The 25474-nt window shown below is 43.8% G+C and carries 40 protein-coding genes and 1 pseudogene; 1 reads left to right on the forward strand and 40 read right to left on the reverse strand.

The features are described 5' to 3' along the window. Positions 1 to 230 (forward strand): IS30 family transposase (locus F597_RS0118840; RefSeq protein ID WP_019541308.1); only part of this gene is annotated, 230 nt, incomplete at its 5' end. Between the two features lie 213 nt (positions 231 to 443). Here the strand turns inward: F597_RS0118840 and F597_RS0118845 are convergent. The 40 genes and pseudogenes from F597_RS0118845 to F597_RS0119045 form a co-directional block, all read right to left on the reverse strand. Next, the gene (locus tag F597_RS0118845) at positions 444 to 710 is read right to left on the reverse strand and encodes a TIGR04149 family rSAM-modified RiPP (protein WP_081624421.1); all 267 of its coding nucleotides are present in this window, start codon (positions 708 to 710) and stop codon (positions 444 to 446) included. A gap of 721 nt (positions 711 to 1431) precedes the next feature. After that, entirely contained in the window at positions 1432 to 1764 is a 333-nt protein-coding gene (locus F597_RS23180; protein WP_019541311.1) for a glycosyltransferase family 2 protein, read from the reverse strand. Positions 1765 to 1795: 31 nt separating this feature from the next. Beyond that, positions 1796 to 3034 (reverse strand): NAD(P)/FAD-dependent oxidoreductase, encoded by a 1239-nt coding sequence (locus F597_RS0118860; protein ID WP_052319843.1) that lies wholly within the window; start codon positions 3032 to 3034, stop codon positions 1796 to 1798. A gap of 555 nt (positions 3035 to 3589) precedes the next feature. Continuing rightward, a pseudogene (gene rplQ / locus F597_RS22940) lies at positions 3590 to 4072 on the reverse strand (50S ribosomal protein L17); the annotation flags it as partial. A gap of 8 nt (positions 4073 to 4080) precedes the next feature. Then, entirely contained in the window at positions 4081 to 5082 is a 1002-nt protein-coding gene (locus F597_RS0118875) for a DNA-directed RNA polymerase subunit alpha (protein ID WP_019541314.1), read from the reverse strand. Between the two features lie 4 nt (positions 5083 to 5086). Further along, positions 5087 to 5695, reverse strand: a complete 609-nt coding sequence (gene rpsD, locus F597_RS0118880) for a 30S ribosomal protein S4 (protein ID WP_019541315.1) — start codon at positions 5693 to 5695, stop codon at positions 5087 to 5089. A gap of 199 nt (positions 5696 to 5894) precedes the next feature. Beyond that, positions 5895 to 6284, reverse strand: coding sequence for a 30S ribosomal protein S11 (gene rpsK / locus F597_RS0118885; RefSeq protein WP_019541316.1), 390 nt, complete (start codon positions 6282 to 6284; stop codon positions 5895 to 5897). A 12-nt stretch (positions 6285 to 6296) separates the two neighbouring features. Further along, complete coding sequence (rpsM, locus tag F597_RS0118890) at positions 6297 to 6677, reverse strand: 30S ribosomal protein S13 (RefSeq protein ID WP_019541317.1); 381 nt, start codon at positions 6675 to 6677, stop codon at positions 6297 to 6299. A gap of 34 nt (positions 6678 to 6711) precedes the next feature. Beyond that, positions 6712 to 6828: a type B 50S ribosomal protein L36 gene (gene ykgO, locus F597_RS22155; RefSeq protein ID WP_076929107.1), complete on the reverse strand. Its 117-nt coding sequence runs from the start codon at positions 6826 to 6828 to the stop codon at positions 6712 to 6714. Positions 6829 to 7035: 207 nt separating this feature from the next. Further along, positions 7036 to 7254: a translation initiation factor IF-1 gene (infA, locus tag F597_RS0118895; RefSeq protein ID WP_019541318.1), complete on the reverse strand. Its 219-nt coding sequence runs from the start codon at positions 7252 to 7254 to the stop codon at positions 7036 to 7038. Between the two features lie 17 nt (positions 7255 to 7271). Continuing rightward, positions 7272 to 8039 (reverse strand): type I methionyl aminopeptidase, encoded by a 768-nt coding sequence (gene map / locus F597_RS0118900; RefSeq protein WP_026327663.1) that lies wholly within the window; start codon positions 8037 to 8039, stop codon positions 7272 to 7274. Positions 8040 to 8073: 34 nt separating this feature from the next. Further along, positions 8074 to 9396 (reverse strand): preprotein translocase subunit SecY, encoded by a 1323-nt coding sequence (gene secY / locus F597_RS0118905; RefSeq protein WP_019541320.1) that lies wholly within the window; start codon positions 9394 to 9396, stop codon positions 8074 to 8076. A 4-nt stretch (positions 9397 to 9400) separates the two neighbouring features. Continuing rightward, the gene (rplO, locus tag F597_RS0118910; RefSeq protein WP_019541321.1) at positions 9401 to 9847 is read right to left on the reverse strand and encodes a 50S ribosomal protein L15; all 447 of its coding nucleotides are present in this window, start codon (positions 9845 to 9847) and stop codon (positions 9401 to 9403) included. A 151-nt stretch (positions 9848 to 9998) separates the two neighbouring features. Beyond that, positions 9999 to 10178 carry a 50S ribosomal protein L30 gene (rpmD, locus tag F597_RS0118915; RefSeq protein ID WP_019541322.1) on the reverse strand — a complete coding sequence of 60 codons (180 nt, stop codon included), beginning with the start codon at positions 10176 to 10178 and terminating at the stop codon, positions 9999 to 10001. A gap of 12 nt (positions 10179 to 10190) precedes the next feature. Next, positions 10191 to 10709 carry a 30S ribosomal protein S5 gene (gene rpsE, locus F597_RS0118920; protein WP_019541323.1) on the reverse strand — a complete coding sequence of 173 codons (519 nt, stop codon included), beginning with the start codon at positions 10707 to 10709 and terminating at the stop codon, positions 10191 to 10193. A gap of 5 nt (positions 10710 to 10714) precedes the next feature. Continuing rightward, on the reverse strand, positions 10715 to 11059 hold the full coding sequence (gene rplR / locus F597_RS0118925) for a 50S ribosomal protein L18 (RefSeq protein WP_019541324.1): 345 nt from the start codon (positions 11057 to 11059) through the stop codon (positions 10715 to 10717). Between the two features lie 19 nt (positions 11060 to 11078). Then, positions 11079 to 11633: a 50S ribosomal protein L6 gene (rplF, locus tag F597_RS0118930; protein WP_026327664.1), complete on the reverse strand. Its 555-nt coding sequence runs from the start codon at positions 11631 to 11633 to the stop codon at positions 11079 to 11081. Positions 11634 to 11650: 17 nt separating this feature from the next. Then, positions 11651 to 12046 carry a 30S ribosomal protein S8 gene (gene rpsH, locus F597_RS0118935; protein ID WP_026327665.1) on the reverse strand — a complete coding sequence of 132 codons (396 nt, stop codon included), beginning with the start codon at positions 12044 to 12046 and terminating at the stop codon, positions 11651 to 11653. Between the two features lie 137 nt (positions 12047 to 12183). Further along, complete coding sequence (rpsN, locus tag F597_RS0118940; protein ID WP_019541327.1) at positions 12184 to 12453, reverse strand: 30S ribosomal protein S14; 270 nt, start codon at positions 12451 to 12453, stop codon at positions 12184 to 12186. Positions 12454 to 12613: 160 nt separating this feature from the next. Beyond that, a complete protein-coding gene (gene rplE / locus F597_RS0118945; RefSeq protein WP_019541328.1) occupies positions 12614 to 13183 on the reverse strand; it encodes a 50S ribosomal protein L5 in 570 nt (189 codons plus the stop codon). Beyond that, positions 13180 to 13500: a 50S ribosomal protein L24 gene (gene rplX / locus F597_RS0118950; RefSeq protein WP_019541329.1), complete on the reverse strand. Its 321-nt coding sequence runs from the start codon at positions 13498 to 13500 to the stop codon at positions 13180 to 13182. The genes rplE and rplX overlap by 4 nt, the downstream gene beginning before the upstream one ends. 21 nt (positions 13501 to 13521) lie before the next feature. After that, the gene (rplN, locus tag F597_RS0118955; RefSeq protein WP_019541330.1) at positions 13522 to 13887 is read right to left on the reverse strand and encodes a 50S ribosomal protein L14; all 366 of its coding nucleotides are present in this window, start codon (positions 13885 to 13887) and stop codon (positions 13522 to 13524) included. A gap of 1 nt (position 13888) precedes the next feature. Further along, the gene (gene rpsQ, locus F597_RS0118960) at positions 13889 to 14146 is read right to left on the reverse strand and encodes a 30S ribosomal protein S17 (RefSeq protein WP_019541331.1); all 258 of its coding nucleotides are present in this window, start codon (positions 14144 to 14146) and stop codon (positions 13889 to 13891) included. A gap of 8 nt (positions 14147 to 14154) precedes the next feature. After that, positions 14155 to 14358, reverse strand: a complete 204-nt coding sequence (rpmC, locus tag F597_RS0118965) for a 50S ribosomal protein L29 (protein ID WP_019541332.1) — start codon at positions 14356 to 14358, stop codon at positions 14155 to 14157. Between the two features lie 6 nt (positions 14359 to 14364). Then, positions 14365 to 14796 carry a 50S ribosomal protein L16 gene (gene rplP, locus F597_RS0118970; RefSeq protein ID WP_019541333.1) on the reverse strand — a complete coding sequence of 144 codons (432 nt, stop codon included), beginning with the start codon at positions 14794 to 14796 and terminating at the stop codon, positions 14365 to 14367. Between the two features lie 11 nt (positions 14797 to 14807). After that, positions 14808 to 15563: a 30S ribosomal protein S3 gene (rpsC, locus tag F597_RS0118975; RefSeq protein WP_019541334.1), complete on the reverse strand. Its 756-nt coding sequence runs from the start codon at positions 15561 to 15563 to the stop codon at positions 14808 to 14810. Positions 15564 to 15567: 4 nt separating this feature from the next. Further along, the gene (gene rplV / locus F597_RS0118980; protein WP_019541335.1) at positions 15568 to 15981 is read right to left on the reverse strand and encodes a 50S ribosomal protein L22; all 414 of its coding nucleotides are present in this window, start codon (positions 15979 to 15981) and stop codon (positions 15568 to 15570) included. Positions 15982 to 16019: 38 nt separating this feature from the next. Then, the gene (gene rpsS / locus F597_RS0118985) at positions 16020 to 16289 is read right to left on the reverse strand and encodes a 30S ribosomal protein S19 (RefSeq protein ID WP_019541336.1); all 270 of its coding nucleotides are present in this window, start codon (positions 16287 to 16289) and stop codon (positions 16020 to 16022) included. A gap of 22 nt (positions 16290 to 16311) precedes the next feature. Further along, positions 16312 to 17139: a 50S ribosomal protein L2 gene (gene rplB / locus F597_RS0118990; RefSeq protein WP_019541337.1), complete on the reverse strand. Its 828-nt coding sequence runs from the start codon at positions 17137 to 17139 to the stop codon at positions 16312 to 16314. 5 nt (positions 17140 to 17144) lie between these two features. Next, positions 17145 to 17438 carry a 50S ribosomal protein L23 gene (rplW, locus tag F597_RS0118995; protein ID WP_019541338.1) on the reverse strand — a complete coding sequence of 98 codons (294 nt, stop codon included), beginning with the start codon at positions 17436 to 17438 and terminating at the stop codon, positions 17145 to 17147. 11 nt (positions 17439 to 17449) lie between these two features. Further along, complete coding sequence (rplD, locus tag F597_RS0119000; protein WP_019541339.1) at positions 17450 to 18079, reverse strand: 50S ribosomal protein L4; 630 nt, start codon at positions 18077 to 18079, stop codon at positions 17450 to 17452. A 1-nt stretch (position 18080) separates the two neighbouring features. Beyond that, the gene (gene rplC / locus F597_RS0119005; protein ID WP_019541340.1) at positions 18081 to 18698 is read right to left on the reverse strand and encodes a 50S ribosomal protein L3; all 618 of its coding nucleotides are present in this window, start codon (positions 18696 to 18698) and stop codon (positions 18081 to 18083) included. A gap of 124 nt (positions 18699 to 18822) precedes the next feature. Continuing rightward, positions 18823 to 19128 (reverse strand): 30S ribosomal protein S10, encoded by a 306-nt coding sequence (rpsJ, locus tag F597_RS0119010; protein WP_019541341.1) that lies wholly within the window; start codon positions 19126 to 19128, stop codon positions 18823 to 18825. A gap of 24 nt (positions 19129 to 19152) precedes the next feature. Further along, positions 19153 to 21282: an elongation factor G gene (fusA, locus tag F597_RS0119015; protein ID WP_019541342.1), complete on the reverse strand. Its 2130-nt coding sequence runs from the start codon at positions 21280 to 21282 to the stop codon at positions 19153 to 19155. A gap of 21 nt (positions 21283 to 21303) precedes the next feature. Then, a complete protein-coding gene (rpsG, locus tag F597_RS0119020; protein ID WP_019541343.1) occupies positions 21304 to 21780 on the reverse strand; it encodes a 30S ribosomal protein S7 in 477 nt (158 codons plus the stop codon). Between the two features lie 128 nt (positions 21781 to 21908). Further along, positions 21909 to 22316, reverse strand: a complete 408-nt coding sequence (gene rpsL / locus F597_RS0119025) for a 30S ribosomal protein S12 (protein WP_019541344.1) — start codon at positions 22314 to 22316, stop codon at positions 21909 to 21911. Between the two features lie 381 nt (positions 22317 to 22697). Beyond that, complete coding sequence (locus tag F597_RS0119030; RefSeq protein WP_081624422.1) at positions 22698 to 23192, reverse strand: DUF4252 domain-containing protein; 495 nt, start codon at positions 23190 to 23192, stop codon at positions 22698 to 22700. A gap of 7 nt (positions 23193 to 23199) precedes the next feature. Further along, positions 23200 to 23748, reverse strand: a complete 549-nt coding sequence (locus F597_RS21830; RefSeq protein ID WP_019541346.1) for a hypothetical protein — start codon at positions 23746 to 23748, stop codon at positions 23200 to 23202. Continuing rightward, positions 23741 to 24256 (reverse strand): RNA polymerase sigma factor, encoded by a 516-nt coding sequence (locus F597_RS0119040; protein ID WP_019541347.1) that lies wholly within the window; start codon positions 24254 to 24256, stop codon positions 23741 to 23743. The genes F597_RS21830 and F597_RS0119040 overlap by 8 nt, the downstream gene beginning before the upstream one ends. Before the next feature lie 122 nt (positions 24257 to 24378). Further along, positions 24379 to 25464, reverse strand: coding sequence for an NUDIX hydrolase (locus F597_RS0119045; protein ID WP_019541348.1), 1086 nt, complete (start codon positions 25462 to 25464; stop codon positions 24379 to 24381). Between the last annotated feature and the right edge of the window lie 10 nt (positions 25465 to 25474).

Below are 25474 nucleotides of genomic sequence, written 5' to 3' on the forward strand. Positions count from 1 at the left end.
CTAAAAGACTGGGAGTCCCCGTATATTTTACAGACCCCTATTCATCGTGGCAAAAAGGAGCGATTGAAAATGCTAATAAACTCATCCGGCAATACATCCCCAAGGGGGCATCATTCAAGGACTATCCCCCGGGGAGATTAAAGCAAATACAGCATAAATTGAACAATCGACCAAGAGAAAAATTAAGCTTCAGCACACCAAAAGTTGAGTTTTACAAACAATTAATGTAAATTGCACTTGCTGCTTGACTCTGCTCACAGCCCATTCATAACTGGGGATTGGTTTTGAACCAATTTTTAGCTATCTTTGAAAATCGGGTTCTGCTGTAGAATACAGCCAAACCCTCCGTTTCTTATTTACACAAAATTTTGGACAGTGTCAAGATAAGAAAGGTTATCTATACCTAACAACCTTTCTTGTCTTACTTTTAGAAGAGAGGTAACTTAAAACCCACCTCTAACACTTTGCATATTAAATCCTGTAACGCATGTACATTCAACATATCCGGTATACGAACCATCACCTCCATATGAATACTGATATCCATAATTAGAATTTGCACCAATGGTCGCAGACTGCGTACCTGATCCGGAACAATTACAATTACATGTTGGATCAGCATCCGTTCCTCCTTTGAGAGCATTCATCTCTCTTTTTTCCAACTCTACTTTACTGAGTTGGTTCAATTTTAATTTGCTAATTGTTTTCATTTTAGATTTTTTGAATTAACCATTTTTTTAATAATCTCATATTGTGATAGCTAATCAAATCAAATTTATCGTAGAATACGTTCCTTCCATTTTTGTTGACATTTATTTTCTCTCTATTGTTCTCGTATCCGAACTCTAAATTCTCTATTATCCGATAAAACCGGTAACTTGAATTTTTGTCACTATTACCTTCTCGTTTAAAACAAGTACCTTTCCGTTAATTATGCTGTTAGTGTTTTATTACATTGCAAGAATGCATTTGTTATCACAAGTATTAAGCTATATATTTGACAATCCTAACTACTTTTGCTTTTCTGTCTTATGGAGTAAATTTGAGAAATACCGTTAAGACTAAATGGTTTGCAAATCTTTGAAGTAGTTTTTGATCATGTCCACTGTTCTCTCCCATAAGGTGTAATTAAGCACACCCCAAATATACCCTTTATTTTTTTGCATTTACAATGCATTTTCCAATTTCCTTACACACACATTGTAATTTATAATACTTCTAAATAACAATCTAAATATCTAAAACTCTAATTTTCAACAATACTTCATGTGTCTCTTTCGCTTTATATCAAATATTTTCGCTCATTGTCCTTTTATTGAGAGAAAAAACCTTTAGAGAAGCGAAATATCTTCAGTAACAATACCGGCCAGTCCCTGTGCATTCCATCCGATTAAAATTTTGTTTTGGTTCTCAGTATATAGAAAACATACCTCAATTTATCAATCCACTCCCTGATATGGTTCTGTGAATCACAAATCGATATATACAATTGATAATTAATACATTCCTTGTACCGTATCTTTCCTTCCGGAAATAAGGAATAAATTTCTTACCGTTTGTCCTCAATACCCGAATACGTTTATCTTCCAAAAACGATTGGATGAGTGTTTCAACAGGTTGGTCAGAACCATTGTCCACTATGATAATTTCAAAGTGGGAATACATTTGATTTAACACGCTTTTGAGCGTTTCCACTAAAGTTTTTTCCCCGTTATAGACAGGGATTACGATAGAGATAAGCGGGTGGTTAGTCACATTGATCATTCATAATTCAAAAATCCCATACGGATACACTTCAATCACTATCTTTCAGTATCAGGCGCAGTGAATTGTTTTTGGTGACGTAATTCCATGCCCAGTTGATAAAGACGACCAGCTTGTTACGGACACTCAGGATAAGCATCAGATGCAGGAACATCCAGACCAGCCAGGCAAATCGCCCTTTGAATTTCACGAACGGAAGGTCTACCACCGCCTTGTTTCTCCCGACAGTCGCCATCGTACCAAGGTTACGGTATTCATAGGGTTTCAGGTCGGTTTTTCCTTCTACAATCTTCTGAAGGTTCTTTGCCAGGTTCTTCCCCTGTCCGATCGCCACATTGGCCAGCTGCGGGTGCCCTTTGGGATATTTTTCGGTCTCCATATATGCCACGTCTCCTATGGCAAACACATCGTGTAACCCCTCTACCCTGTTGATCCGGTCAACCCTGATCCTGCCGTTCGGCAATACCGAATCGCCGGGGATTCCTTCTATCACGTTCCCCGTCACACCGGCCGACCAGATCACGTTACTGGTCGGGATAACCTCTCCGTTATTAAGGGTAACTTTCTCCCCATCGTAATTCTTTACAATGGTACCGGTTTTTACGATCACTCCCATCGACCGGAGATACTCTTCCGAATATTTTTGTGCAAAACTACTCATGTTGGAAAGCGTATGCGGACTGCCTTCCAGCAGATAAACCTGTACCTTGGAGGAGTCGATATTGGGATAGTCCTTCGGAAGTATTTCCCGGGTCATCTCAGCAAAAGCGCCTGCCAGTTCCACACCGGTGGCACCTCCTCCCACGATGACTATATTGTATAATCCATCTTTTTTTTCAGCATATAACAGCTTTTCGAAATTATACAGGATGGCATTCCGCACATTGATCGCCTGATAGGTCGATTTCAGCACAAGTGAATTTTTTTCAACCTGCTCATTCCCGTAAAAATTGGTACGTGTACCGGTAGCGATCACTAAATAATCATATGGGAACCGGCCGACAGAGGTCTCTACATACTTCTCTTCACCATGCACGGAATAGACATGTGCCAAACGGATGCGGACATCCCTTCTCTTTTGGAATATTTTTCTGATAGGAAACGAAACGGTAGAAGGTTCTATCTGCGAGGCAGCCACCTGATAGAATAGCGGAGGGAACTGATGATGGTTGATCTTATCGATCACAATGATATCGAACAGTCCCTTTTTCAAATGATTCACGAATTGTAATCCGCCAAATCCGCAACCTATTACAACAATCTTTTGCATATTACCTCCTTCTTCCGTTACTTTGATTGCAACGTCCTTATTTGAATTTTTCAATATGATTTACCACGACGGCTGCCCATTTCAGGGAGTTTCACCATAGTTTCGAATAATAAACAGTTGGTAGTGCGAAAAGTTGACAGATTGAAGGTAAAAAGCAAAAAAGCGCTACAAATCACTTGCGGCGCTTTTCTTTAATGTTTAACATTTTAAAAATCACAGCTTCGCTGTAAATACATTATCGACTGAGTTTTTTAGGCCTCCGTCTTCATGACGATGTACCCACAGCGTTTCCTTTATTACGTCCTTTATCCGGAATGACAATTACGCATTATCTCTCGGAAGAGGAACTTTTTTTCCTGTGTCAGGATTTTGTTCTTGTAACTTAGCCTCTACACTTGCCGCTATCTTTTCTTCCTCTACTTCTTGTTTGGCAGCAGCCTTTTCTTTATCGGTCTTTGCTTCCACTTCAGGAATCACATCGGTGTTCGCGGTTTCCTCAACAACAATTTCCGAAGCAGGGGCTTCTTCCTTCACGCTCTCTTCAGCTTCCTTCACCTCTTTGGTTTTGGGTGCAGAAGTTTTAGCCTTGGGAGCATCGGTAGCCACAGCATCGTCGGAAGCTTTTCTGCGTGAACGGCGGGTTCTTGTTTTCTTGGCTTTGCCGTCGCTCAACATGTTTTCGTTGAAGTCAACCAGTTCGATGAAGCACATGGAAGCGTTATCACCCAAACGGAATCCGGTCTTAATGATACGGGTATATCCTCCGGGGCGGTCTCCCACTTTCTGCGATACTGTCTGGAACAATTCCGTGACGGCAACTTTATTTTGCAGCTTGCTGAAAACTTCGCGGCGTGAATGGGTAGTATCCTCTTTACTTTTAGTAATGAGGGGTTCTACGTATTTTCTCAATTCTTTGGCTTTGGGAACCGTAGTAAAGATGCGCTTGTGCATGATGAGCGAACTGGCCATATTGGATAACATGGCCGAACGATGCGCAGTTTTACGTCCCAAATGATTATTTTTCTTATTATGTCTCATTGCAGTTTTTAGTCTTTATCTAATTTGTACTTCGATATATCCATGCCGAACGTAAGCTTCAGGCTGCTGAGCAATTCTTCAAGCTCGGTCAGCGATTTCTTTCCGAAGTTACGGAACTTAAGCAGGTCGTTTTTGTTGTGTGAAACCAGTTGTCCAAGAGTTTCAACGTCGGCAGCTTTCAGGCAGTTGAGCGCCCTTACCGACAGGTTGAGGTCAGACAATTTACGTTTCAGGAGCTGGCGCATATGGAGTACTTCTTCATCGAATTCCTCAATGCTTTCGGCATCGGATGTTTCCAGCATGATCTTGTTTTCGTCGGAGAACAGGACAAAGTGCTGGATCAATATCTTGGCCGCTTCTTTCAACGCCTCTTTCGGTTGGATGGATCCATCGGTCTTAATCTCAATGGTGAGTTTCTCGTAGTCCGTTTTCTGTTCGATACGGTAATCTTCCACTTCAAAACTTACGTTACGGATCGGAGTGTAAATAGAGTCGATCACCAGGGTCTGCACATCGTCCGACGCGATCAATTCACGGTTTTCGTCGGCAGGCACATAACCACGTCCTTTATTGATAGTCAATTCGAGACGCAGATCTGCTTTTTTGTTCATGTGGCAAATCTCCAGTTCGGGATTCAGTACTTCGAAACCGGTCAGCAGTTTACCAATATCTCCGGCCTTAAACACTTCCGTTCCCGAAATAGCGATGCTTACTTTTTCCGTCTCAAACTCTTCCACTATCCTTTTGAACCTTACTTTCTTGAGATTAAGGATAATACCTGTTACATCTTCTATCACGCCGGGAATGGTCGCAAATTCATGATCCACGCCCTCAATTTTCACCGATGTAATAGCGAATCCTTCCAGCGAAGAAAGCAGAATACGACGCAAGGCGTTGCCTATGGTGATGCCGTATCCCGGTTCCAGCGGACGGAATTCAAATTTACCGGAGAACGCGTCCTCCTGTAACATGATTACCTTATCGGGTTTTTGGAATGCTAATATTGCCATGAAATTATTGTTTAGAATATAATTCTACGATGAGTTGTTCTTTGATGTTTTCCGGAATGTCGGCTCTTTCAGGTACGTGCAGTACTTTACCGCTCATTGTACCTTTGTCCCATTCCAGCCAGGGATATTTACTGTGATTGAATCCAGCCAGTGCATTGGCCACGATCAACAGCGATTTCGATTTTTCCCTTACACCTACTACGTCACCGGGTTTCACTGTATAAGAGGGAATATTTACGATCTTCCCGTTTACTACAATATGACGGTGTGATACCAACTGGCGGGCTCCTGCTCTCGTAGGAGAAATACCCAGACGGTACACGATATTATCTAAGCGCGATTCTAATAACTGCAACAATACCTCACCGGTAACACCCCGGCTACGTACTGCCTTCTCGAATGTAAGGCGGAACTGTTTTTCCAGTACGCCATATGTATATTTTGCACGTTGTTTCTCCCGCAACTGGATACCATATTCAGACGTTTTTCTCCTGCGTGAATTTCCATGCTGTCCCGGGGGGTAGTTCTTCTTGGAGAGAACTTTATCGGGGCCGAAAATGGGTTCGCCGAATTTACGGGCGATTTTTGATTTTGGACCGGTATATCTAGCCATTTTACAAATTAAACTTTTAAAAACTGAAGCCTAAACTGTGCAGCCGCGATTACAGAGAAGTTGTGGTGTAATCAAATCACAGCTCAAGTTCCAAGATAAATGAAACTTAAATTATTTTTCAACACGTTGCACTATTTCTCGCCATGGCATAATACAAGCAAGCTTGTTTTCTGCTCATTTGGCTTAACGAAATAGTTGATTATACTTTTCTTGCTTTCGGCGGACGGCATCCGTTATGCGGAAGCGGAGTCACATCCACGATCTCAGTCACCTCAATGCCTGCGCCATGAATGGTTCTGATGGCCGATTCACGTCCGTTACCCGGACCTTTCACATAGGCTTTCACTTTGCGCAACCCCAGGTCGTATGCTACCTTGGAGCAATCTTGTGCAACCATCTGAGCCGCATAGGGAGTATTCTTTTTAGAGCTTCTGAAACCCATTTTTCCGGCAGATGACCAACTGATCACCTCACCGTTTTCATTGGTCAATGAAACAATGATATTGTTGAATGATGATGAGATATGCGCTTGTCCGACCGCGCTTACTTTCACATTTCTTTTCTTTGCTGCAACTGTTCTTTTTGCCATGTTACCTATCTGTTATTTAGTAGCTTTTTTCTTGTTAGCAACGGTTTTCTTTCTTCCTTTACGTGTACGGGCATTATTCTTGGTACTTTGTCCGCGTACGGGTAAACCGATACGGTGGCGAATACCGCGATAGCAACCAATATCCATCAGTCGTTTGATATTCAGCTGTACTTCGGAACGAAGATCTCCCTCCACTTTGAATTCAGTAGAAATAATCTCACGGATACGGGCTGCCTGATCATCAGTCCAGTCTTTCACTTTGATGTTCTTGTCAACTTCTGCTTTTGTCAGAATGGTGTTAGCTGCGCTGCGGCCAATGCCGTAGATATATGTGAGCGCTACTTCACCCCTTTTATTTTGCGGCAGATCGACACCTACAATTCTTATTGCCATATATTACTTTATAGTTATTTTGATTATTACCTTTTTATCCCTGACGTTGCTTGAACTTGGGATTCTTCTTGTTGATAATATACAAACGACCTTTTCTTCTTACTATCTTGCAGTCGGCCGTACGTTTTTTTAATGATGCTCTTACCTTCATACGATTAAATCTGTTTATCTTTCAGATCTTTCCGGTTCCCGAGGGCTCCTATGCCAAATCGCGACTACAAAGATCAGAAAATTATCTATATTTTTATTCTTTTTTCACACTGTTTCAGGTTTCAAAGGCGAAATTACGTATTTTTCACTACAATACGTATCTTTTGGTCGTGTCATCTGAGACCTTCCCACTTTTCCACCTTCCTACTTACTTATACCTGAACGAGATTCTTCCTTTCGAAAGATCGTAAGGAGACATTTCCACTCTCACCCTGTCACCGGGTAGTATGCGTATGTAGTGCATCCGCATCTTGCCGGAGATATGGGCGGTTATTTCATGTCCGTTTTCCAGTTCTACACGGAACATCGCATTTGATAATGCTTCGATAATTGTTCCGTCCTGTTCTATTGCTGCTTGTTTAGCCATGAATCAAATACTCCGTTTTAATTATTTTCCTGAATAAATTCAAATGTCGATAAGATATCGGCTTTACCGTTACGGATAGCAATAGTATGTTCGAAATGAGCCGAGGGCTTACGGTCTTTAGTACGTACCGTCCATCCGTCATTTTCAAAAACCACTTTCTTACCACCCATATTGATCATCGGTTCGATAGCAATACACATCCCGTTCCTGATGAGCGGGCCGATTCCACGTCGTCCGTAGTTAGGTACTTCCGGCGCTTCATGCATCTCTCTACCGATCCCATGCCCTACCAATTCGCGTACCACGGAATAACTGTGTTTTTCGCAATAGGTCTGGATAGCCGAACTGATATCTCCGATTCTGTTTCCTTCCTTTGCCTGCTCAATACCTTTGTAGAGCGATTCTTTTGTGATACGGAGAAGTGATTTCACCTCTTCGCTCACCTCGCCCACACAAAAGGTGTAGGCCGAATCGCCACAAAAGCCGCGCAATTTAGTGCCGCAATCGATCGATATGATATCTCCCTCCTGCAACGGCTTGTTATTAGGAATTCCGTGTACCACGTTTTCATTTACGGAAGTACAGAGTGAATTGGGAAAACCTCCATAACCCAGAAAGGTTGGGACAGCGCCATGATCTCTGATGAATTCCTCCCCGATGCGGTCGAGTTCCAGCGTGGTGATCCCCGGCCTGATATGCTTCGATAACTCTCCGAGAGTCATGCCCACCAGCCGGTTCGCTTCACGCATAAATTCGATCTCTTCGTCAGTCTTCAATATAATCACTTTGCTATTCATCTATTCAGGTAATCCTTGGTTCTTAGTAAGCAGCTATTGATCCTGTCCGGCCTTTAATCTTGGCTCCCGATTTCAGGAAACCATCATAATGACGCATCAACAGGTGACTTTCGATCTGTTGTAAGGTATCGAGGACCACACCTACGAGGATCAGCAGCGATGTACCTCCAAAGAACTGGGCAAACTGGGAGTTGATTCCCATTAACCCGGCAAAAGCAGGTAAAATAGCAACTATAGCCAGGAAAAACGATCCGGGTAATGTAATTCTCGACATGATAGTATCGATATACTCAGCCGTTCTTTTTCCCGGTTTTACTCCCGGTATAAAGCCATTGTTACGTTTCAGGTCTTCCGCCATCTGTACCGGATTCACTGTAATTGCCGTATAGAAATAAGTGAAAGCGATGATCAGCATAGCAAAAATGAAGTTATACCAGAAACTGGTGAAATCCATCAATGAAGCCCAGAATCCGCCTCCTTCACGTGCAGAGAACTGCGCGATGGTGATAGGGATGAACATGATCGCCTGGGCAAAGATGATAGGCATTACGTTTGCTGCATTTACCTTCAACGGGATGTACTGTCTCACACCTCCGTACTGTCTGTTGCCCACCACACGTTTTGCATACTGTACGGGTACTTTCCTGACACCCTGTACAAGCATAATTGCGGCCGCAGTAACAGCTACGAGGAACAACAATTCCAGTAAGAGCAGGATCAATCCTCCGGGGGCATCGATCAACCGGTCGTATTCCGCCACTAACGAGTGAGGCAAACGGGCGATGATACCGATAAGAATGATAAACGATATACCGTTTCCTACACCTTTATCGGTGATGCGCTCTCCAAGCCACAGCACAAACATGCTACCACCGGCAAGGATTACCGTAGAAGGCAATACCCAATCCCAGAAACCACCGGGAATGGCGCTACCCACGGCTCCATAGAGATAAGCCGGTCCCTGTACAAGCAGGATCAACACCGTAAGATAACGGGTGTACTGGTTTATTTTAGTACGTCCGCTCTCTCCTTCACGCTGCATCTTCTGGAACGCGGGGACGGCAATACCCAGCAACTGCATCACAATGGATGCAGAAATATAGGGCATAATTCCCAGTGCGAAGATCGATGCGTTGGCAAAGGCTCCTCCGGAGAACATGTCGAGAAGGCTCAACAGTCCGGTGCTGGCATTCGCCTGCAACGCCACAAGTTGTTCCGGGTTGATTCCGGGCAACACGACAAACGAGCCGAACCGGTAAATAGCAACGAAACCTATGGTGATAATAAGCCTTTTTCTAAGGTCTTCTATCTTCCATATATTCTTTATTGTTTGTACGAATCCCATTTCATTAGAGTTTTACTGCGGTTCCACCTGCGGTAGTAATAGCTTCCTCGGCTGTTTTGGAAAAGGCGTGTGCCGATACTTCCAGTTTGGCTGACAAAGTGCCTCTGCCGAGAATCTTCACTGAATGTTTACGGGAAATAAGCCCGGCTTCCATCAACACTTCAGGATTGATCTGGGTGAGTTTTTTAGCCTCAGCCAGTTCCTGCAATGTCTCCAGATTGATGGCTTTGTATTCAACTCTTTTCAGGGGTTTGAATCCGAATTTGGGTAAGCGACGCTGTAAAGGCATCTGTCCCCCTTCGAAACCGACTTTCTTTGAATAACCCGATCTTGATTTCTGCCCTTTATGTCCTTTGGTAGAAGTTCCTCCTTTTCCCGATCCGGAGCCGCGGCCAATCCGTTTGCGGGTTTTGGTAGCACCTTCAGCCGGTTTTAAATTCGATAAATCCATTGTATATTGTCTTTTTTTGTTTGTTATACACTAATTGCCAAGAGTCATTCGTCAAGAACCGAGAGTCAAGAACCAAGATCCAAGACCATTATAACTCACAGGCGTTACTTGTCCCGATTTATCGGGATTCTCAATTGTCAATTCTCAATTGTCAATTGTCAATTACAGTAACCAGGTGCTGTACTTTGCGTACAAGTCCTCTGATAGAAGGAGTATCTTCATGCTCCACTACACGTTGCATTTTGGTAAGTCCCAGAGCGTCCAACGTTTTTTTCTGATCTTCAGGAGCTCCGATTCTGCTCTTTGTCTGTTTAATTTTTATTGTAGCCATTTCAGATCATTTTTATCCGTTAAACACTTTTTCCAAACTCACACCCCTGTTCTGGGCCACCGTAATAGGATCTCTCAACTCGGTCAATGCAGCGATAGTCGCTTTCACGAGGTTGTGCGGATTGGATGATCCTTTCGATTTAGCCAACACGTCGGTGATACCTACACTCTCAAGCACGGCACGCATAGCACCTCCTGCCTTTACTCCGGTACCGGTAACAGCCGGTTTCAGGAAGACTTCTGCACCTCCGTAACGTGCAATCTGCTCATGTGGTATAGTTCCTTTATATACCGGAACCTTGATCAGGTTTTTCTTGGCAGCTTCCACACCTTTGGCGATAGCCGTAGTTACTTCACCTGCTTTTCCGAGACCCCAGCCAATGATGCCGTCTTCATTTCCGACAACTACCATCGCGGCAAATGTGAACGTACGTCCACCCTTTGTTACTTTGGTGGTACGGTTGATCGCCACTAAACGGTCTTTCAGTTCAATATCGTTGGTCGATTTTACTTTATTTATTACTCCTGCCATGATCGTTAAAATTTAAGTCCGCCTTTACGGGCTGCATCTGCCAATTCTTTAATACGTCCGTGATAGAGGTAACCGTTCCTGTCGAATGTCACCTGTTCTACTCCGGCTTCCCGCGCATTCTGAGCAATCAGTTCACCCACTTTGGCTGCGATCTCTTTCTTGGGAAGTTTCTCTTCCAGTTTCAGAGAAGATGCCGATGCCAATGTTTTACCGGTGGTATCGTCGATCACCTGGGCATAAATCTGTTTATTGCTTCTGAATACTGAGAGGCGGGGTCTCTCGGGAGTACCGTGTACTTTACCCCGTACACGGGTCTTTATCTTTAATCTTCTTTCGTTCTTTGTCAACATAGTGAATTCAGTTTACATGTTATTTAGATGCCGTCTTACCTGATTTGCGACGTACCTGTTCACCCACAAAACGAACACCTTTTCCTTTGTAAGGCTCCGGTTTCCGGAATGAACGGATCTTGGCACAAACCTGTCCCAGTAATTGCTTATCACAGGACTCAAGTATAATAAGCGGATTCTTGTTCCTTTCCATTTTGGTTTCCACCTTCACCTCGTCAGGGAGTTGCATGAAGATACTGTGTGTATATCCTAATGATAACTCCAGTACCTGACCGTTGTTGGATACACGATAACCAACACCCACAAGTTCCAGTTCCTTACGGAAACCTTCCGAAACACCAATCACCATGTTATTCAATAAAGAGCGGTAGAGACCGTGCAACGAACGGCTTTCTTTTTCATCGTTGGGCCGTTCAATGGTAAGCACGCCATCATTCACTCCGATCTTCATATCGCCGCTCACATGCTGGCTCAGTTCCCCTTTCGGGCCTTTCAGCGTAATCACATTATCTTCTCCCACTGTCACTGCAACTCCTGCAGGCAATGTGATGGGTAATTTTCCTATTCTTGACATACTCTCTCTCCTTCAAATTAATAAACGAAACATAAAACTTCTCCGCCCACTTTCTGTTCGCGGGCTTCTTTATCGGTCATTACTCCATTTGAAGTAGACAGTATGGCAATACCCAAACCGTTGAGCACACGAGGCATATCCTTGTATCCCACGTATTTGCGCAAACCGGGAGTAGAAACGCGTTCCAGTTTCTTGATTGCATTCACTTTGTTTACCGGATCGTATTTCAAGGCAATCATAATGCTGCCCTGGGGACCGTCCTCTACGAACTTATAGTTCAGTATATACCCTTTTTCGAAAAGTATCTTAGTGATATCTTTCTTTAAATTTGATGCGGGTATTTCCACCACTCTATGCTTTGCCATGATGGCATTTCTTAGCCGCGTCAAATAATCTGCTATTGGATCTGTCATATATAAAAAATTTAAATTGATCCCGACTACCGGGACAATATTTATTCAATTGAAAATGGATAATTGAAAATTGAAAATGTACAATTGATAAATTATAAATCAGCACATCATCAAATTATCAAATCATCACATTAATCTTACCAGCTTGCTTTCTTTACCCCTGGTATCAATCCTTTGGATGCCATTTCGCGGAACTGGATACGTGAGATGCCAAACTGGCGCATATATCCTTTAGGGCGTCCAGTGAGCTTGCAGCGGTTGTGCAAACGTACCGGTGAGGCATTCTTAGGTATGGATTGAAGCGCTTCGTAATTACCTTCTGCCAGATATTTCTCTCTTTTTTCGGCATAACGGGCAACCATTTTGGCTCTCTTCACCTCGCGGGCTTTCATTGATTCTTTTGCCATTATCTACTGATTTTTTTCAATTTCATTTAGTCAATCGCTCGCTATGGCATAGTTCAAGTAAATTTAGTTGTTTTCTGCACTCGACATAGTCAAAACTTGTTTTGCCTCTGTGCTCGCTTATCGAAAACATTCAAGTAAACTTGCCCTATGCTCATTTAGCTTATTGCGATTTTTGTGCATTTTTAAACGGTAATCCGAATTCTCTCAGAAGGGCATATCCCTCTTCGTCGGTAGCAGCAGTGGTAACGAATGTAATATTCATCCCCAGTAAACGGGTAATATTGTCGATGTTGATTTCCGGGAAGATGATCTGCTCCTGGATACCCAACGTATAATTACCTCTTCCGTCGAGTTTAGCGTCGATCCCTTTGAAGTCACGGATACGGGGCAATGCCACACGCACCAGTCTTTCGAGGAATTCGTACATCTTATCGTGACGCAGCGTTACGCGTACGCCGATAGGCATTTTTTTACGCAGTTTGAAGTTCGAGATATCCTTGCGTGACACTGTAGCTACCGCCTTCTGGCCGGTAATGGTAGTCAGTTCGTTGATAGCCGTTTCGATGATCTTCTTGTCGGCCACAGCGATACCCAATCCCTGATTGATTACGATCTTCTCCAGTCTGGGAGCCTGCATCACGGTGGTGTAGTTGAATTCTTTCACCAGCGCAGGAACAATACGCTCTTTATAATCCTTTTTTAAGCTTACTTCGTATGTTGTAGTACTCATTTAATCTCCTCCCCAGATTTTTTAGCGTAACGAACCAATTTGCCTTTACTGTCTTCTTTCCGTCCAACGCGGGTAGGTTTACCGGTTTTAGGATCTACCGGATTCAGGTTTGAGATGTGCACGGATGCCTCTTTCTTCTCAATCCCTCCGTTCGGATTCTGGGCGTTGGGTTTGGTATGTTTTGATACCAGGTTTACTCCTTCCACCACGGCGCGGTTCTTATTTACCAGAACCTCAAGCACGCGGCCGGTCTTTCCTTTGTCTTCGCCGGAATTGACGTAAACCGTATCGCCTTTCTTTATATGTAATTTACTCATTGCCTGTGATTGATTAATAGATTATAATACTTCGGGAGCCAAGGAAACGATCTTCATGTTCGTAGCGCGCAACTCACGGGCAACAGGCCCGAAAATACGGCTTGCCCTCAACTCACCGGCATTGTTCAAAAGAACGCAGGCATTGTCGTCGAAGCGGATGTATGAACCGTCGGCACGACGGATCTCTTTCTTCGTACGAACGATGATCGCTTTTGATACAGCGCCTTTCTTAATATCACTCGAAGGGATTGTGCTCTTGATAGCTACAACAATCACATCCCCTACCGATGCATAACGCCTTCCGGTACCACCCAGAACACGGATACAGAGCGCTTCTTTGGCTCCGCTGTTGTCGGTTACTGTTAATCTTGATTCTTGTTGTATCATCTTACTTAGCCCTTTCCATTACTTCAACCACTCTCCATCTCTTTGTCTTGCTCAAAGGACGTGTTTCCATTATACGGACCGTATCACCGATGTTACAGTCGTTCTTCTCATCATGGGCGTGAAATTTCTTCGTTTTATTAACGAACTTCCCATATATAGGGTGTTTCTCTTTCCATTTTACAGCAACAGTGACGGTTTTATCCATCTTATTACTGAAAACGACCCCGATTCTTTCTTTCCTTAAATTTCTCGTTTCCATTCTGTCATTTATTGATCATTTTTCAACTCTCTTGCACGCAACTCCGTATGGATACGGGCAATGTTTCTGCGCTTTTCCTTTAATGAGCCTGAATTGTCGAGAGGAGTAATGGTGTGGTTGATACGCAACTGTGTGAGCGCGATCACTTCAGCATCCAATCTTTCTTTCAGATCTTTATCAGATAGTTCTTTTAATTCTTCTTGTTTCTTCATCTCACCTTACGATTTTTGCTCATAATTATAATCTCTTCTCACCACAAATTTGGTGGTAACCGGCAATTTCTGAGCCGCTAAACGCAAAGCCTCCTTTGCCACTTCGAAAGGAACACCTTCTATTTCAAAGAGAATTCTTCCGGGAGTAACAGGTGCCACATATCCTTCAGGATTACCTTTACCTTTACCCATACGTACTTCGGCAGGCTTCTTGGTGATAGGCTTATCGGGGAAAATACGTACCCAAACCTGTCCCTGACGCTGCATATAACGCGTCACAGCGATACGCGCAGCTTCAATCTGGCGTCCGGTAATCCATTTAGATTGCAGTGATTTTATCCCGAAAGAGCCAAACGCCAGCTGGTTGCCCCGTCCGGCATTGCCTTTCATGCGGCCTTTCTGCTGTCTTCTGAATTTTGTTTTCTTTGGCTGTAACATATTTTCTTCAATTAAGCATTGTTTTTATTTCTTCTGCGTCTGCCGCCTCTACCGCCTCCTTCGGGACGGTTGCCACCACGGTTACCGCCGCTATTGGGGCGGTTTTCCTTGGAAGTAGCGAATGAAGGTGCAAGATCTTTCTTGCCATACACTTCACCACGGCAAATCCATACCTTGATACCGATTAGCCCCACTTTGGTGAGCGCTTCTGCCTGTGCATAATCGATGTCGGCACGGAAAGTATGCAATGGGGTTCTACCCTCTTTATACATTTCCGAACGCGCCATTTCAGCACCGTTCAAACGGCCGGATACCTGAATTTTGATTCCTTCAGCTCCCATACGCATGGTGGAAGCGATGGCCATCTTCACGGCACGGCGATAAGCGATCTTACCTTCTATCTGGCGTGCTACGTTATTGGCAACGATTACGGCGTCGAGTTCAGGTTTCTTGATCTCAAATATATTGATCTGGATATCTTTATCGGTGATCTTCATCAATTCTTCCTTCAATTTGTCGACTTCCTGGCCACCTTTACCGATAATGATACCGGGGCGGGCCGTACAAATTGTGATCGTCACGAGTTTCAATGTTCTCTCAATCACGATGCGGGATACACTTGCTTTGGCAAGACGGGCATTCAAATATTTGCGAATTTTGCTGTCTTCCAGCAAAATGTCGCCATAATTATTTCCGCCGTACCAGTTAGAGTCCCATCCTTTGATGATCCCTAAACGATTTGCTATCGGATTTACTTTTTGTCCCATCTTATTAGTTTTGTTCTTGTTCTTCTTTGTTCAATGTATCTACCACAATCGTCACGTGATTGGAGCGTTTGCGAATCCTGTATCCGCGTCCCTGCGGTGCAGGACGAAGCCTCTTCAGCGTAGCGCCTTCATCCACGGATATGGTCTTAATATAAAGTTCGCCGGTTTCGGCTTTACGTTCGTTCTTCTGTTCCCAGTTAGCAATGGCCGAAAGCAACAGTTTCTCAACCTTGCCCGATGCCTCTTTGTTGGAGAATTTCAAAACGCCCAATGCTTTAAACACTTCCATACCGCGCACCATATCTGCTACATAACGCATTTTACGGGGCGAACTCGGAACGTTTTTCAACACCGCGAAAGAAACCTCTTTACGCTCTTGTTTTCTTTGTTCGGCTGATATTCTTTTTCTAGCACTCATCTCTTTTTCTGTTTTTTATTTCGTTAAGCGCCCTGATCTTATTTCTTGCGGTTGCCTGCATGGCCGCGGAATGTGCGGGTTACGGCAAATTCGCCAAGCTTATGTCCCACCATATTTTCCGTGATATATACAGGAATGAATTTGTTCCCGTTGTGTACGGCAATGGTGTGTCCCACAAAATCAGGTGATATCATCGAAGCGCGCGCCCAGGTCTTGATTACGGTTTTCTTGCCGCTCTCATTCATGGCGTTCACTTTTTTCTCTAATTTCAGATTGATATACGGACCCTTCTTTAATGATCTGCTCATAGTTGTTTATTAATTAATCAGATTACTTCTTTTTTCTTCTCTCTACGATGTATTTCGAAGAATGTTTTTTAGGCGCTCTTGTTTTCAAGCCCTTTGAATATAAGCCTTTGGCTGATCTGGGATGGCCTCCCGACGCGCGACCTTCGCCACCACCCATCGGGTGATCGACCGGGTTTTTCACCACACCACGGGTGCGGGGACGACGTCCGAGCCAACGAGAACGACCGGCTTTACCTGATTGTTCCAGAGCATGGTCCGAATTACCAACACTTCCAATAGTAGCTTTACATGCCGACAAAATTTTGCGAACTTCACCGGAAGGCATTTTAATAATGGCATAATTCTCTTCACGAGATACCAATTGTGCAAATGTTCCGGCGGAGCGTGCCATCTTTGCCCCCTGTCCCGGACGCAATTCAATGTTATGAATTACCGTACCGATGGGAATAACCGACAAGGGTAGTGCATTTCCAACTTCAGGAGCCGCTGACGGCCCCGACATCACTGAGGTTCCTACTTCAAGGCCGTTGGGCGCGAGGATATACGTTTTCACTCCGTCGGCATAATACAGCAACGCGATGCGTGCCGAACGGTTGGGATCGTACTCTATGCTTTTTACTACGGCCGGGATACCATCTTTTGTTCTCTTGAAATCGATAACCCTGAAACGTCTTTTGTGTCCGCCACCAATATACCCAACGGTCATCTTACCCTGGTTATTGCGGCCGCCCGACGCTCTCTTACCAACCACAAGAGATTTCTCCGGTACACTTGCAGTGATCTTTTCAAATGAACCGATAATCTTGTGTCTTTGCCCCGGTGTTGTGGGCTTTAATTTACGTATTGCCATTACTTTTAGATATTGCTGAATAAATCGATTATTTCACCTTTCTTCAAGGTGACGATTGCTTTTTTGTATGAAGAGGTACGTCCCTGAACAACACCTGATTTTGTATACCGGCTTCTCAGCTTACCATCATACTTCATCGTATTCACGCTTTCCACATGTACATTATAAAGCGCTTCAACGGCATTTTTAATTTCAACCTTATTAGCAGAAGGCTCCACAATAAAACCGTAACGGTTTTCGAATTTATCCGTTAATGCGGTTTGTTTCTCTGTGAATATGGGTTTTACTATTACACTCATTTCTATTCTCCTTATGCTTTAAACAGGTTATCAATTACAGCGACCGATGATTCCATCATCACCAGACTGGCGCAATCCATAATTTTGTATGTATTTATGTCTGAAGCTGTTACCACATTGATACCGCTCAAATTTCGAGCCGACAAATATACGTTTTTATTTTGATTCGGCAAAACGAAAAGTAGCTTTTTATCAGCGAGTTGCAGATTTTTTGTCAACTCCACAAACTGCTTGGTCTTAGGGGTATCAAAAGCGAAATCTTCCACCACCACAATGGCGTTGTTTTTCGCCTTCAGTGAGAGGGCCGATTTACGTGCCAGCGCTTTCACTTTTTTGTTTACCTTGAAGCTGTAATCGCGTGGTTTGGGACCAAATACACGGCCTCCACCCACCAGTACGGGCGATTTGATATCACCGCGACGTGCACCACCACTACCTTTCTGACGGATCAGCTTGCGTGTACTTCCCGCGATTTCGCTTCTCTCTTTCGACTTATGCGTACCCTGACGCCGGTTGGCCATGTATTGCTTTACATCCAACCAGATAACATGATCATTGGGTTCAATCCCGAAAATGGAATCGTCGAGTGTCACCTTCTTGTCTGTTACCTCTCCTTTGATATTATATACGCTTAATTCCATTTTATTTCTCTATTGCTACGATTGAACCTTTACTTCCCGGAATAGAACCTTTTATAAGCAAAAGATTGTGTTCGGGAATTACTTTGATTACCTGCAGGTTCTGAACAGTTACCCGTTCGTTACCCATCTGTCCGGCCATACGGGTTCCCTTGAATACTTTCGCGGGATAAGAACATGCTCCGATTGACCCGGGGGCACGCAACCTGTTGTGCTGACCGTGAGTCGACTGACCTACACCACCGAAACCGTGGCGTTTCACTACTCCCTGGAATCCTTTACCTTTCGATTTTCCAATCACGTCTACATAGACGGTATCATTGAAAAGATCTACTTTGATCTCAGATCCGGCTTTGTACTCGTTTCCAAAACCTTTGAACTCGGCCAAGTGTCTCTTGGGGCTTACTCCGGCTTTCTTAAAATGCCCTTTCTCAGCGTTGGGGGTATGCTTGTCTTTCTTGTCTTCAAACCCGAGCTGAATAGCATCATAACCGTCTTTTTCAACGGTCTTCACCTGAGTCACCACGCAAGGACCTGCTTCGATAACAGTGCATGGGATATTTTTCCCCTCGGCACTGAAAACGGATGTCATTCCGATTTTTCTTCCTAATAATCCTGGCATTTCTCTCTTTTTTTAGATCCAAGAGCCAAGATGCAAGATTCAAGACAGATTCAAGATTTACATCCTGGTTCTTTTGTCTTGGCTCTTGGTTCTTGTATCTTGGTTCTTGTTTTTATTTAATTTCTCAAACTTTGATCTCTACTTCCACACCACTGGGCAATTCAAGCTTCATCAGGGCGTCTACGGTTTTGGCCGTAGAGCTGTAAATATCGATGAGTCTCTTGAAAGAGGCCAGTTCGAACTGCTCGCGCGACTTCTTGTTGACGAACGTGGAGCGGTTCACGGTAAAAATACGCTTGTGCGTAGGCAATGGAATTGGACCACTTACCACTGCACCCGTAGCTTTTACGGTTTTTACGATCTTCTCGGCGGATTTATCCACCAGGCTGTAATCGTAAGATTTCAGTTTAATTCTGATTTTTTGGCTCATAAAATATGTTGCGTAAAATGTTTATTACTTGATCAAATCTACACGGCCTTTCACTTCCGTCAATACCTGTCTTGCAATGGAAGAAGAGACCTCTTCAAAGTGCGAGAACGACATAGTGGATGTGGCGCGTCCCGAGGTGATGGTACGCAAAGAGGTTACGTAACCGAACATTTCAGAGAGCGGCGTTTTGGCTTTCACCACACGTGCTCCGGAACGGTTCGATTCCATTCCTTCCACTTGTCCGCGACGCTTGTTCAGGTCGGAGATCACATCTCCCATGCTTTCTTCGGGGGTTACCACCTCTACTTTCATGATCGGCTCGAGCAATACCGGACCTGCTTTTTCAGCTGCAGATTTGAAAGCCTGCATAGCACAGATCTCGAACGAGAGCTGATCGGAGTCTACCGGGTGATACGAACCGTCGATCACCGTCACTTTCAGTTTATCCAACGCGTAACCGGCAAGGACACCGTTTTTCATTGCACGCTGGAACCCTTTTTGAATAGAGGGGATATATTCTTTCGGAATGTTACCACCCTTCACTTCATCCACAAACTGTAATTCGCCTTCAAAATCCTTATCGGCCGGTTCAACACGCACGATCATATCGGCATACTTACCACGACCACCGGTCTGTTTCTTATAGGTTTCACGCAATTCAACCGGCTTGGTAATAGCTTCTTTGTAAGATACCTGCGGACGACCCTGGTTGGCTTCTACCTTGAACTCACGTTTCAAACGGTCGATAATGATCTCCAGGTGAAGTTCACCCATACCTGAGATCACAGTTTGTCCCGTATCTTCATCGGTTTTAACAGTAAAGGTAGGATCTTCTTCCGCCAGCTTAGCCAGCCCGTTGGAGAGTTTATCCAAATCCTTTTGCGTTTTGGGTTCTACCGCGATACCGATCACCGGATCCGGGAAATCGATCGCTTCCAGGATAATGGGATGATTTTCGTCGCAAAGGGTATCTCCCGTGCGGATATCTTTGAAACCTACACCTGCACCGATATCTCCGGTTCCGATAAAATCTTTCGGATTCTGTTTGTTGGAGTGCATCTGGAAGAGACGCGAAATACGCTCTTTCTTATTGGAACGGGTGTTATATACGTATGAACCGGCATCGAGTTCTCCCGAATAAACACGGAAGAAACAAAGACGGCCTACATAGGGGTCGGTTGCGATCTTAAAAGCCAAAGCACACATTGGTTCCGACGGATCGGGATGACGTACCAGTTCTTTGTCCGGATCTCTCGGATCTGTACCGGTAATAGCCTCTGTATCGATCGGGCTGGGCAGGTAAGCACAAACAGCGTCGAGCAATGTCTGTACCCCTTTGTTCTTGAAGGATGATCCGCAAATCATAGGATTGATCTGCATTGCCAGCGTACCTTTTCTGATAGCTACCCTGATCTCATCTTCAGTAATAGTGGAAGGATCGTCGAAGTATTTCTCCATCAACTGGTCGTCACACTCTGCCACGATTTCAAGCATCTTCTCACGCCACTCGTTGGCTTCATCCAGCAAATCGGCAGGGATATCCACTACATCGTAGTCGGCTCCCATAGTTTCATCGTGCCAGTAGAGCGCTTTCATAGTAACCAGGTCGATCACTCCCTTGAAAGTCTCTTCCGCTCCGATAGGTATCTGGATGGGACATGCCGTAGCGCCCAACATCTCTTTTACCTGACGTACCACGTCAAAGAAATTAGCACCCGAACGGTCCATCTTGTTGACGTAACCTACACGGGGCACCTTATATTTGTCTGCCTGACGCCATACAGTCTCCGACTGTGGCTCCACGCCACCTACGGCGCAAAACGCAGCAACCGCTCCGTCCAGTACACGCAACGAACGTTCTACCTCTACGGTGAAGTCAACGTGTCCCGGGGTGTCAATCAGATTGATTTTATATGTTTTGTCATCATATTTCCAACTCGTGGTGGTAGCAGCGGAAGTAATGGTGATACCACGCTCCTGCTCCTGTTCCATCCAGTCCATGGTCGCAGCACCGTCATGTACCTCCCCGATCTTGTGCGTCAGTCCTGTATAAAACAGGATACGCTCGGAGGTGGTAGTCTTGCCGGCATCGATGTGAGCCATGATACCAATGTTACGAGTGAATTGTAATGCTTCTTTTGAACCCTTAGCCATCTTTTTTACCTTCTATCTAAATTAAAATCTGAAATGGGCAAAAGCACGGTTCGCCTCTGCCATTCTGTGCATATCTTCTTTACGTTTGTAAGCACCACCCTGACTGTTGTAAGCATCTACAATTTCGGCAGCCAACTTATCAGCCATCGTCTTTCCTCCTCTTTTGCGAGCATAAAGAATGAGGTTCTTCATTGAAACGGATTCTTTTCTTTCCGGTCTGATTTCAGTAGGAACCTGGAATGTAGCTCCGCCCACACGGCGGGACTTTACTTCCACTTGGGGGGTTATATTATCGAGAGCGGCTTTCCATATCTCGAGAGCCGGTTTTTCTTCATTCGGCAATTTAGCCTTTACATTCTCCAATGCGGTATAGAATATATCGTAGGAGATACTTTTCTTACCGTCATACATAAGGTGGTTAACAAACTTTGTCACCCTTACATCACCATAAACAGGATCAGGAAGAACCTGTCTTTTCTTAGGTTTAGTTTTTCTCATTGCTTAAAAAATTATGTGTTGTTTGGTTGCCTTTGTAAAGTCTTCAATAAATTCCTCCGAATTTATTTACTCAACCCTTCATAAAATAGCGTATCCCAAAAATTCAACAGCGATTCGACATTTTTTAATTATTTCTTCTTACCCGCTACAGCTGGTTTAGCACCCGGTTTAGGACGTTTAGCCCCGTACTTAGATCGTCTCTGGGTACGGCCGTTTACCCCGGCAGTATCCAAAGTACCACGCACAATGTGATAACGCACACCTGGAAGGTCCTTTACACGTCCTCCACGCACCAGCACGATAGAGTGCTCCTGCAGGTTGTGTCCTTCTCCCGGAATGTATGCATTCACTTCCTTCGAGTTAGTCAAACGTACACGAGCTACCTTTCTCATTGCTGAATTCGGCTTCTTCGGAGTAGTGGTATACACTCTCACACAAACACCACGACGTTGCGGACATGAGTCCAAAGCGGGCGATTTGCTTTTCTCCGTAAGGGTGGTACGTCCTTTTCTTACTAATTGTTGAATTGTAGGCATCTTCTGCTTTCTTTTATCTATTTCAGTTTTTTAATAATTAACTGTCTCACTTATCTTTCACGTTATGGTAGAATATTAATACCCTGATTATCATTTAATAACCATTCCCTTCACATGAAAAACGGCACAAAATTACAAATAATCAATCAGATGTGCAAGTGTTTCTCTATGTTTTTGAAAAAATCAGATCATTTTTTCTGCCTCACCTTTTACCGGCAAACGGGGTATATAGCAACAGGCAGCTAAACTCACGCTCGGCTGCCTGCTCATCGTTTAAATATAAAAAAGAAAAAAGTTATTTTAAAAAGACCACTAATGTATGTTTAAAATCAGAAACACCTTTTGAGGCATTATTAGCCTATTTTATCAATTGTTTGACCGTCAGGGAAATTGCTGCCCATCCCGGAGCGACCCTGACAGTTTGGATATGGAATCGAAATCTATCTTTCCTGAAACCGTAATGATAGACAGTTTTCCGTCACTATCAAGTGCAATGAGTATAAGATCCTGCTTTTCCTCACCCTGCCTCTTCACCCAAACAGAGATCTTCGATCCTATTTCGCTTAGCGAGACAACTTCTTCATAATCCATGAATGATTCTTTGATCAGTTCATTTGCTTTCTTAAAGTAATATTTAGAGTCCTCTACATTGTCGGAACTTATTATACGAATGCTATTCAACTCTTTGAATGTACTCTTTAACTCCTCATCATCGGTATTGGCCGCCATTCTATCAAGCATTGTCTTACCGATGTTCACATTGTTTAACAGTCTCTCATCTTCAGCACATCTCTCCATAAATACCGATACGAAATTATCGGCCAGGAGGGCAGCCGGTAGAAGGAGGGAAAACAACATCACCATTACTATTCTCATACACTATTTACCTTTCTGTTTTTACACTATCCGTTTCAACGGGATTGTTTTTGTTTAATGAGTCGATGGCAGTCCAATCAATATCCAGATCATCGATAAAATGAATAGTTTCTACCGAGACTGTTTCGCTTTTGCGCAATGCGTGCGATAATTTTTCCAGGGCATAAGTGGCCTGTTGCATCGCTGCATTGGGGTCTTCGAATGTTTCCACAAAGTGCGGCCGGTTATCCTGCTTCGAAATAAAGTAGAAACTTATTCCCATCCCTACTACAAGTAAAACTGAGACCGCAATACGCAACAGCGGTCTAAAAATACGAATAGTGATATACCGCTCCTTTCCTTCCGCCCCGAGGGCATTCTGCAATCTTTCACTGAAGTCGTCGCCCAATGTAACTGACTGTTCATCCCTTATATAAGAGAAGAGCGGAATGTACTGCCGAAGTTCTTCAGGCACATTACCGTCGGAGAAAAACAATTGTAGCTCTTTCTCTTCCTGTACCGATGTTTCGCAGTTCCAGTATTTTTCTAATAAACTATGTATCTTTTCACTATCCATCTTTGTGATATGCCGATAACATTTCTTTCATTTTTTGTCTTGCCCTGTGAAGGCTTATTTTTACCAGATCTTCACTGATAGCGAGTGCTTCAGCTATCTCCCGGTAACTCATCCCTTCGATTTCCCTAAGCGTGAAAACTAACCGTTGATTTTCCGAAAGCGTCTCAATGCACTGATCTATGGCCGAGCGCTGCTCTTTTCTCACCATTTCATTGTGAGGAGAGTGGTTATCAACGAAAACGAGATTTTCTTTTTCGGGATCGATCACTCCGGTTTTTCGGACAGTCATGGAAGCTAACCTGTCGAGCGCCGTATTCTTGGTAACCCTGAAACAGTAAGCTTCAAGATTCTCTATATAACTCCATTCGTCCCGTTTACTCCAGAGTTTCAGGAGCACATCCTGCAAAATATCTTCTGCTTCGGCCTGTTCTCTTACAATGCCGTATGCAAGCCTGAAGAGTTTGTCCTTCAGGGGGAGGATGACGGTATGGAAAGAATCAATGTTCATTGTATAATGACGGGTGAGGAACCAAAAAGTTACAGTCTGGTGTAAAATATTTTATAGGCGCAATGATAAGCCTTACCGAATAAAGTCATATAGATCTGTTTATAAGACAGTTATCACCACGACTACTTCTGCTTACTGTTATTCAAAAATTGGTGTGCCAGCAGAACCGTGTTTTTCAGGTATTCATATTCCAATTCGAAACACTCGGAGAAAATTTCGGTACCCATATTATCTTCAATCTGTGAAGCTGTCCATAATTTTCCTCCTTGCAGGTGCAGGCTGTTGAAAACCGCTTCATCTTCAATAACGGACACATAGAGAAATACAAGACGTTTGGTTATTTCATTTTCAAATGTATATTTCAACAAAAAACGCAGAGGGATATCATTACCGCCGCATTCTTTTCTGATACTATTCCGCAAAGTTTCATCCACTTTGTCGTTGAACTGCATATATTTCTCAAACGGATAATCCAGCTTTCCGGGATTCAACAGCCGATTCTGATCCCGCACCTGGAGGTAAATTCTTCCTTTGTAGATCAACGCGAGGCGAACCACCGGATGCATGAATTTATTCTTCAGGTCTTTGGTGATCGATTTCGCCACTTTTCCGGTCACATCTCCCTTTTCCGTCACCACGGGTAACCACTCTTCCTGAAACAATTTTTTATCCAAGATAGATAACCTGGCAGTCTCCATGATCATAATCATCAGCATTATAATCTGACACAGTATCACCATAGCTACACTACTCACGAAGCGAATCTCTGCGGCATCAAACAGGTAAAATGCCAGCACCAGAAGAAGATGAATCGATAATCCGTATTGCGTCTGGAAAGCCACTCTAAGTGACTCTTTCAGATAATTCTTCAACATCAGGTTACGACCTTTGGCTACCCGGGTAATGATCTTTCCTCTGGAAAGTCGCATAGCAATAAGGGATATCACAAAAATAATTTCTACAATCGCAAACCGGTTAAATACCGGCAATTTCGGGAAAACGGTAAAAGAAAATAACAGCGCAATTATAAATGTAATAATGGAAATATCATAGATAAGCCGGCTATACTTCTTCACTGCAATATATCCTGCCACAGACAACGCCAACGCAATTCCTGTCGCAATACGGGAGTCCGCATACAACACGAGGATTGAAAAAATGAACATCGACATAAGTCCGAATGCCGGATTCTTTAATATTTTCTGCATAATGAACCAT

Source organism: Proteiniphilum acetatigenes DSM 18083, from assembly GCF_000380985.1.
Taxonomy (GTDB): Bacteria; Bacteroidota; Bacteroidia; order Bacteroidales; family Dysgonomonadaceae; genus Proteiniphilum; species Proteiniphilum acetatigenes.

Bases quoted from the DNA above. Each gene is read 5' to 3' on its own strand.
- rpsN (WP_019541327.1), bottom strand. From the start codon at position 12,453: ATGGCAAAAGAATCAATGAAAGCCCGCGAGGTGAAGAGAGCCAAAATG.
- rpsE (WP_019541323.1), bottom strand. From the start codon at position 10,709: ATGGCAGGAGTAATAAATAAAGTAAAATCGACCAACGATATTGAACTG.
- F597_RS0118860 (WP_052319843.1), bottom strand. From the start codon at position 3,034: ATGCAAAAGATTGTTGTAATAGGTTGCGGATTTGGCGGATTACAATTC.
- F597_RS0118845 (WP_081624421.1), bottom strand. From the start codon at position 710: ATGAAAACAATTAGCAAATTAAAATTGAACCAACTCAGTAAAGTAGAG.
- rplB (WP_019541337.1), bottom strand. From the start codon at position 17,139: ATGGCAATACGTAAATTAAAGCCCACAACACCGGGGCAAAGACACAAG.
- rpsD (WP_019541315.1), bottom strand. From the start codon at position 5,695: ATGGCTAGATATACCGGTCCAAAATCAAAAATCGCCCGTAAATTCGGC.
- F597_RS23180 (WP_019541311.1), bottom strand. From the start codon at position 1,764: ATGATCAATGTGACTAACCACCCGCTTATCTCTATCGTAATCCCTGTC.
- rplO (WP_019541321.1), bottom strand. From the start codon at position 9,847: ATGGATTTATCGAATTTAAAACCGGCTGAAGGTGCTACCAAAACCCGC.
- F597_RS21830 (WP_019541346.1), bottom strand. From the start codon at position 23,748: ATGGATAGTGAAAAGATACATAGTTTATTAGAAAAATACTGGAACTGC.
- rpsS (WP_019541336.1), bottom strand. From the start codon at position 16,289: ATGAGCAGATCATTAAAGAAGGGTCCGTATATCAATCTGAAATTAGAG.
- ykgO (WP_076929107.1), bottom strand. From the start codon at position 6,828: ATGAAGGTAAGAGCATCATTAAAAAAACGTACGGCCGACTGCAAGATA.
- rplD (WP_019541339.1), bottom strand. From the start codon at position 18,079: ATGGAATTAAGCGTATATAATATCAAAGGAGAGGTAACAGACAAGAAG.
- rpsH (WP_026327665.1), bottom strand. From the start codon at position 12,046: ATGACAGATCCAATAGCAGATTATTTGACGCGGCTAAGAAATGCCATC.
- rplR (WP_019541324.1), bottom strand. From the start codon at position 11,059: ATGTTGACAAAGAACGAAAGAAGATTAAAGATAAAGACCCGTGTACGG.
- F597_RS0118875 (WP_019541314.1), bottom strand. From the start codon at position 5,082: ATGGCAATATTAGCATTCCAAAAACCCGATAAGGTAATCATGTTACAG.
- rplE (WP_019541328.1), bottom strand. From the start codon at position 13,183: ATGAGTACTACAACATACGAAGTAAGCTTAAAAAAGGATTATAAAGAG.
- rpsJ (WP_019541341.1), bottom strand. From the start codon at position 19,128: ATGAGCCAAAAAATCAGAATTAAACTGAAATCTTACGATTACAGCCTG.
- rpsK (WP_019541316.1), bottom strand. From the start codon at position 6,284: ATGGCAAAAAGAACAGTTGCAGCAAAGAAAAGAAATGTGAAAGTAAGC.
- secY (WP_019541320.1), bottom strand. From the start codon at position 9,396: ATGGGATTCGTACAAACAATAAAGAATATATGGAAGATAGAAGACCTT.
- rpmD (WP_019541322.1), bottom strand. From the start codon at position 10,178: ATGGCTACAATAAAAATTAAACAGACAAAGAGCAGAATCGGAGCTCCT.
- rpmC (WP_019541332.1), bottom strand. From the start codon at position 14,358: ATGAAGAAACAAGAAGAATTAAAAGAACTATCTGATAAAGATCTGAAA.
- infA (WP_019541318.1), bottom strand. From the start codon at position 7,254: ATGGCTAAACAAGCAGCAATAGAACAGGACGGAACAATTATCGAAGCA.
- rplV (WP_019541335.1), bottom strand. From the start codon at position 15,981: ATGAGTGCTAGAAAAAGAATATCAGCCGAACAAAGAAAACAAGAGCGT.
- rplP (WP_019541333.1), bottom strand. From the start codon at position 14,796: ATGTTACAGCCAAAGAAAACAAAATTCAGAAGACAGCAGAAAGGCCGC.
- F597_RS0119030 (WP_081624422.1), bottom strand. From the start codon at position 23,192: ATGAGAATAGTAATGGTGATGTTGTTTTCCCTCCTTCTACCGGCTGCC.
- rpsM (WP_019541317.1), bottom strand. From the start codon at position 6,677: ATGGCAATAAGAATTGTAGGTGTCGATCTGCCGCAAAATAAAAGGGGT.
- rpsQ (WP_019541331.1), bottom strand. From the start codon at position 14,146: ATGGAAACGAGAAATTTAAGGAAAGAAAGAATCGGGGTCGTTTTCAGT.
- rpsL (WP_019541344.1), bottom strand. From the start codon at position 22,316: ATGCCTACAATTCAACAATTAGTAAGAAAAGGACGTACCACCCTTACG.
- fusA (WP_019541342.1), bottom strand. From the start codon at position 21,282: ATGGCTAAGGGTTCAAAAGAAGCATTACAATTCACTCGTAACATTGGT.
- F597_RS0119045 (WP_019541348.1), bottom strand. From the start codon at position 25,464: ATGCAGAAAATATTAAAGAATCCGGCATTCGGACTTATGTCGATGTTC.
- rplX (WP_019541329.1), bottom strand. From the start codon at position 13,500: ATGAGTAAATTACATATAAAGAAAGGCGATACGGTTTACGTCAATTCC.
- rplN (WP_019541330.1), bottom strand. From the start codon at position 13,887: ATGATACAACAAGAATCAAGATTAACAGTAACCGACAACAGCGGAGCC.
- rplF (WP_026327664.1), bottom strand. From the start codon at position 11,633: ATGTCAAGAATAGGAAAATTACCCATCACATTGCCTGCAGGAGTTGCA.
- rpsC (WP_019541334.1), bottom strand. From the start codon at position 15,563: ATGGGACAAAAAGTAAATCCGATAGCAAATCGTTTAGGGATCATCAAA.
- F597_RS0119040 (WP_019541347.1), bottom strand. From the start codon at position 24,256: ATGAACATTGATTCTTTCCATACCGTCATCCTCCCCCTGAAGGACAAA.
- rplC (WP_019541340.1), bottom strand. From the start codon at position 18,698: ATGCCAGGATTATTAGGAAGAAAAATCGGAATGACATCCGTTTTCAGT.
- rplW (WP_019541338.1), bottom strand. From the start codon at position 17,438: ATGAGTGTAATAGTAAAACCCATATTCACAGAGAAACAAACCGCATTA.
- rpsG (WP_019541343.1), bottom strand. From the start codon at position 21,780: ATGAGAAAAACTAAACCTAAGAAAAGACAGGTTCTTCCTGATCCTGTT.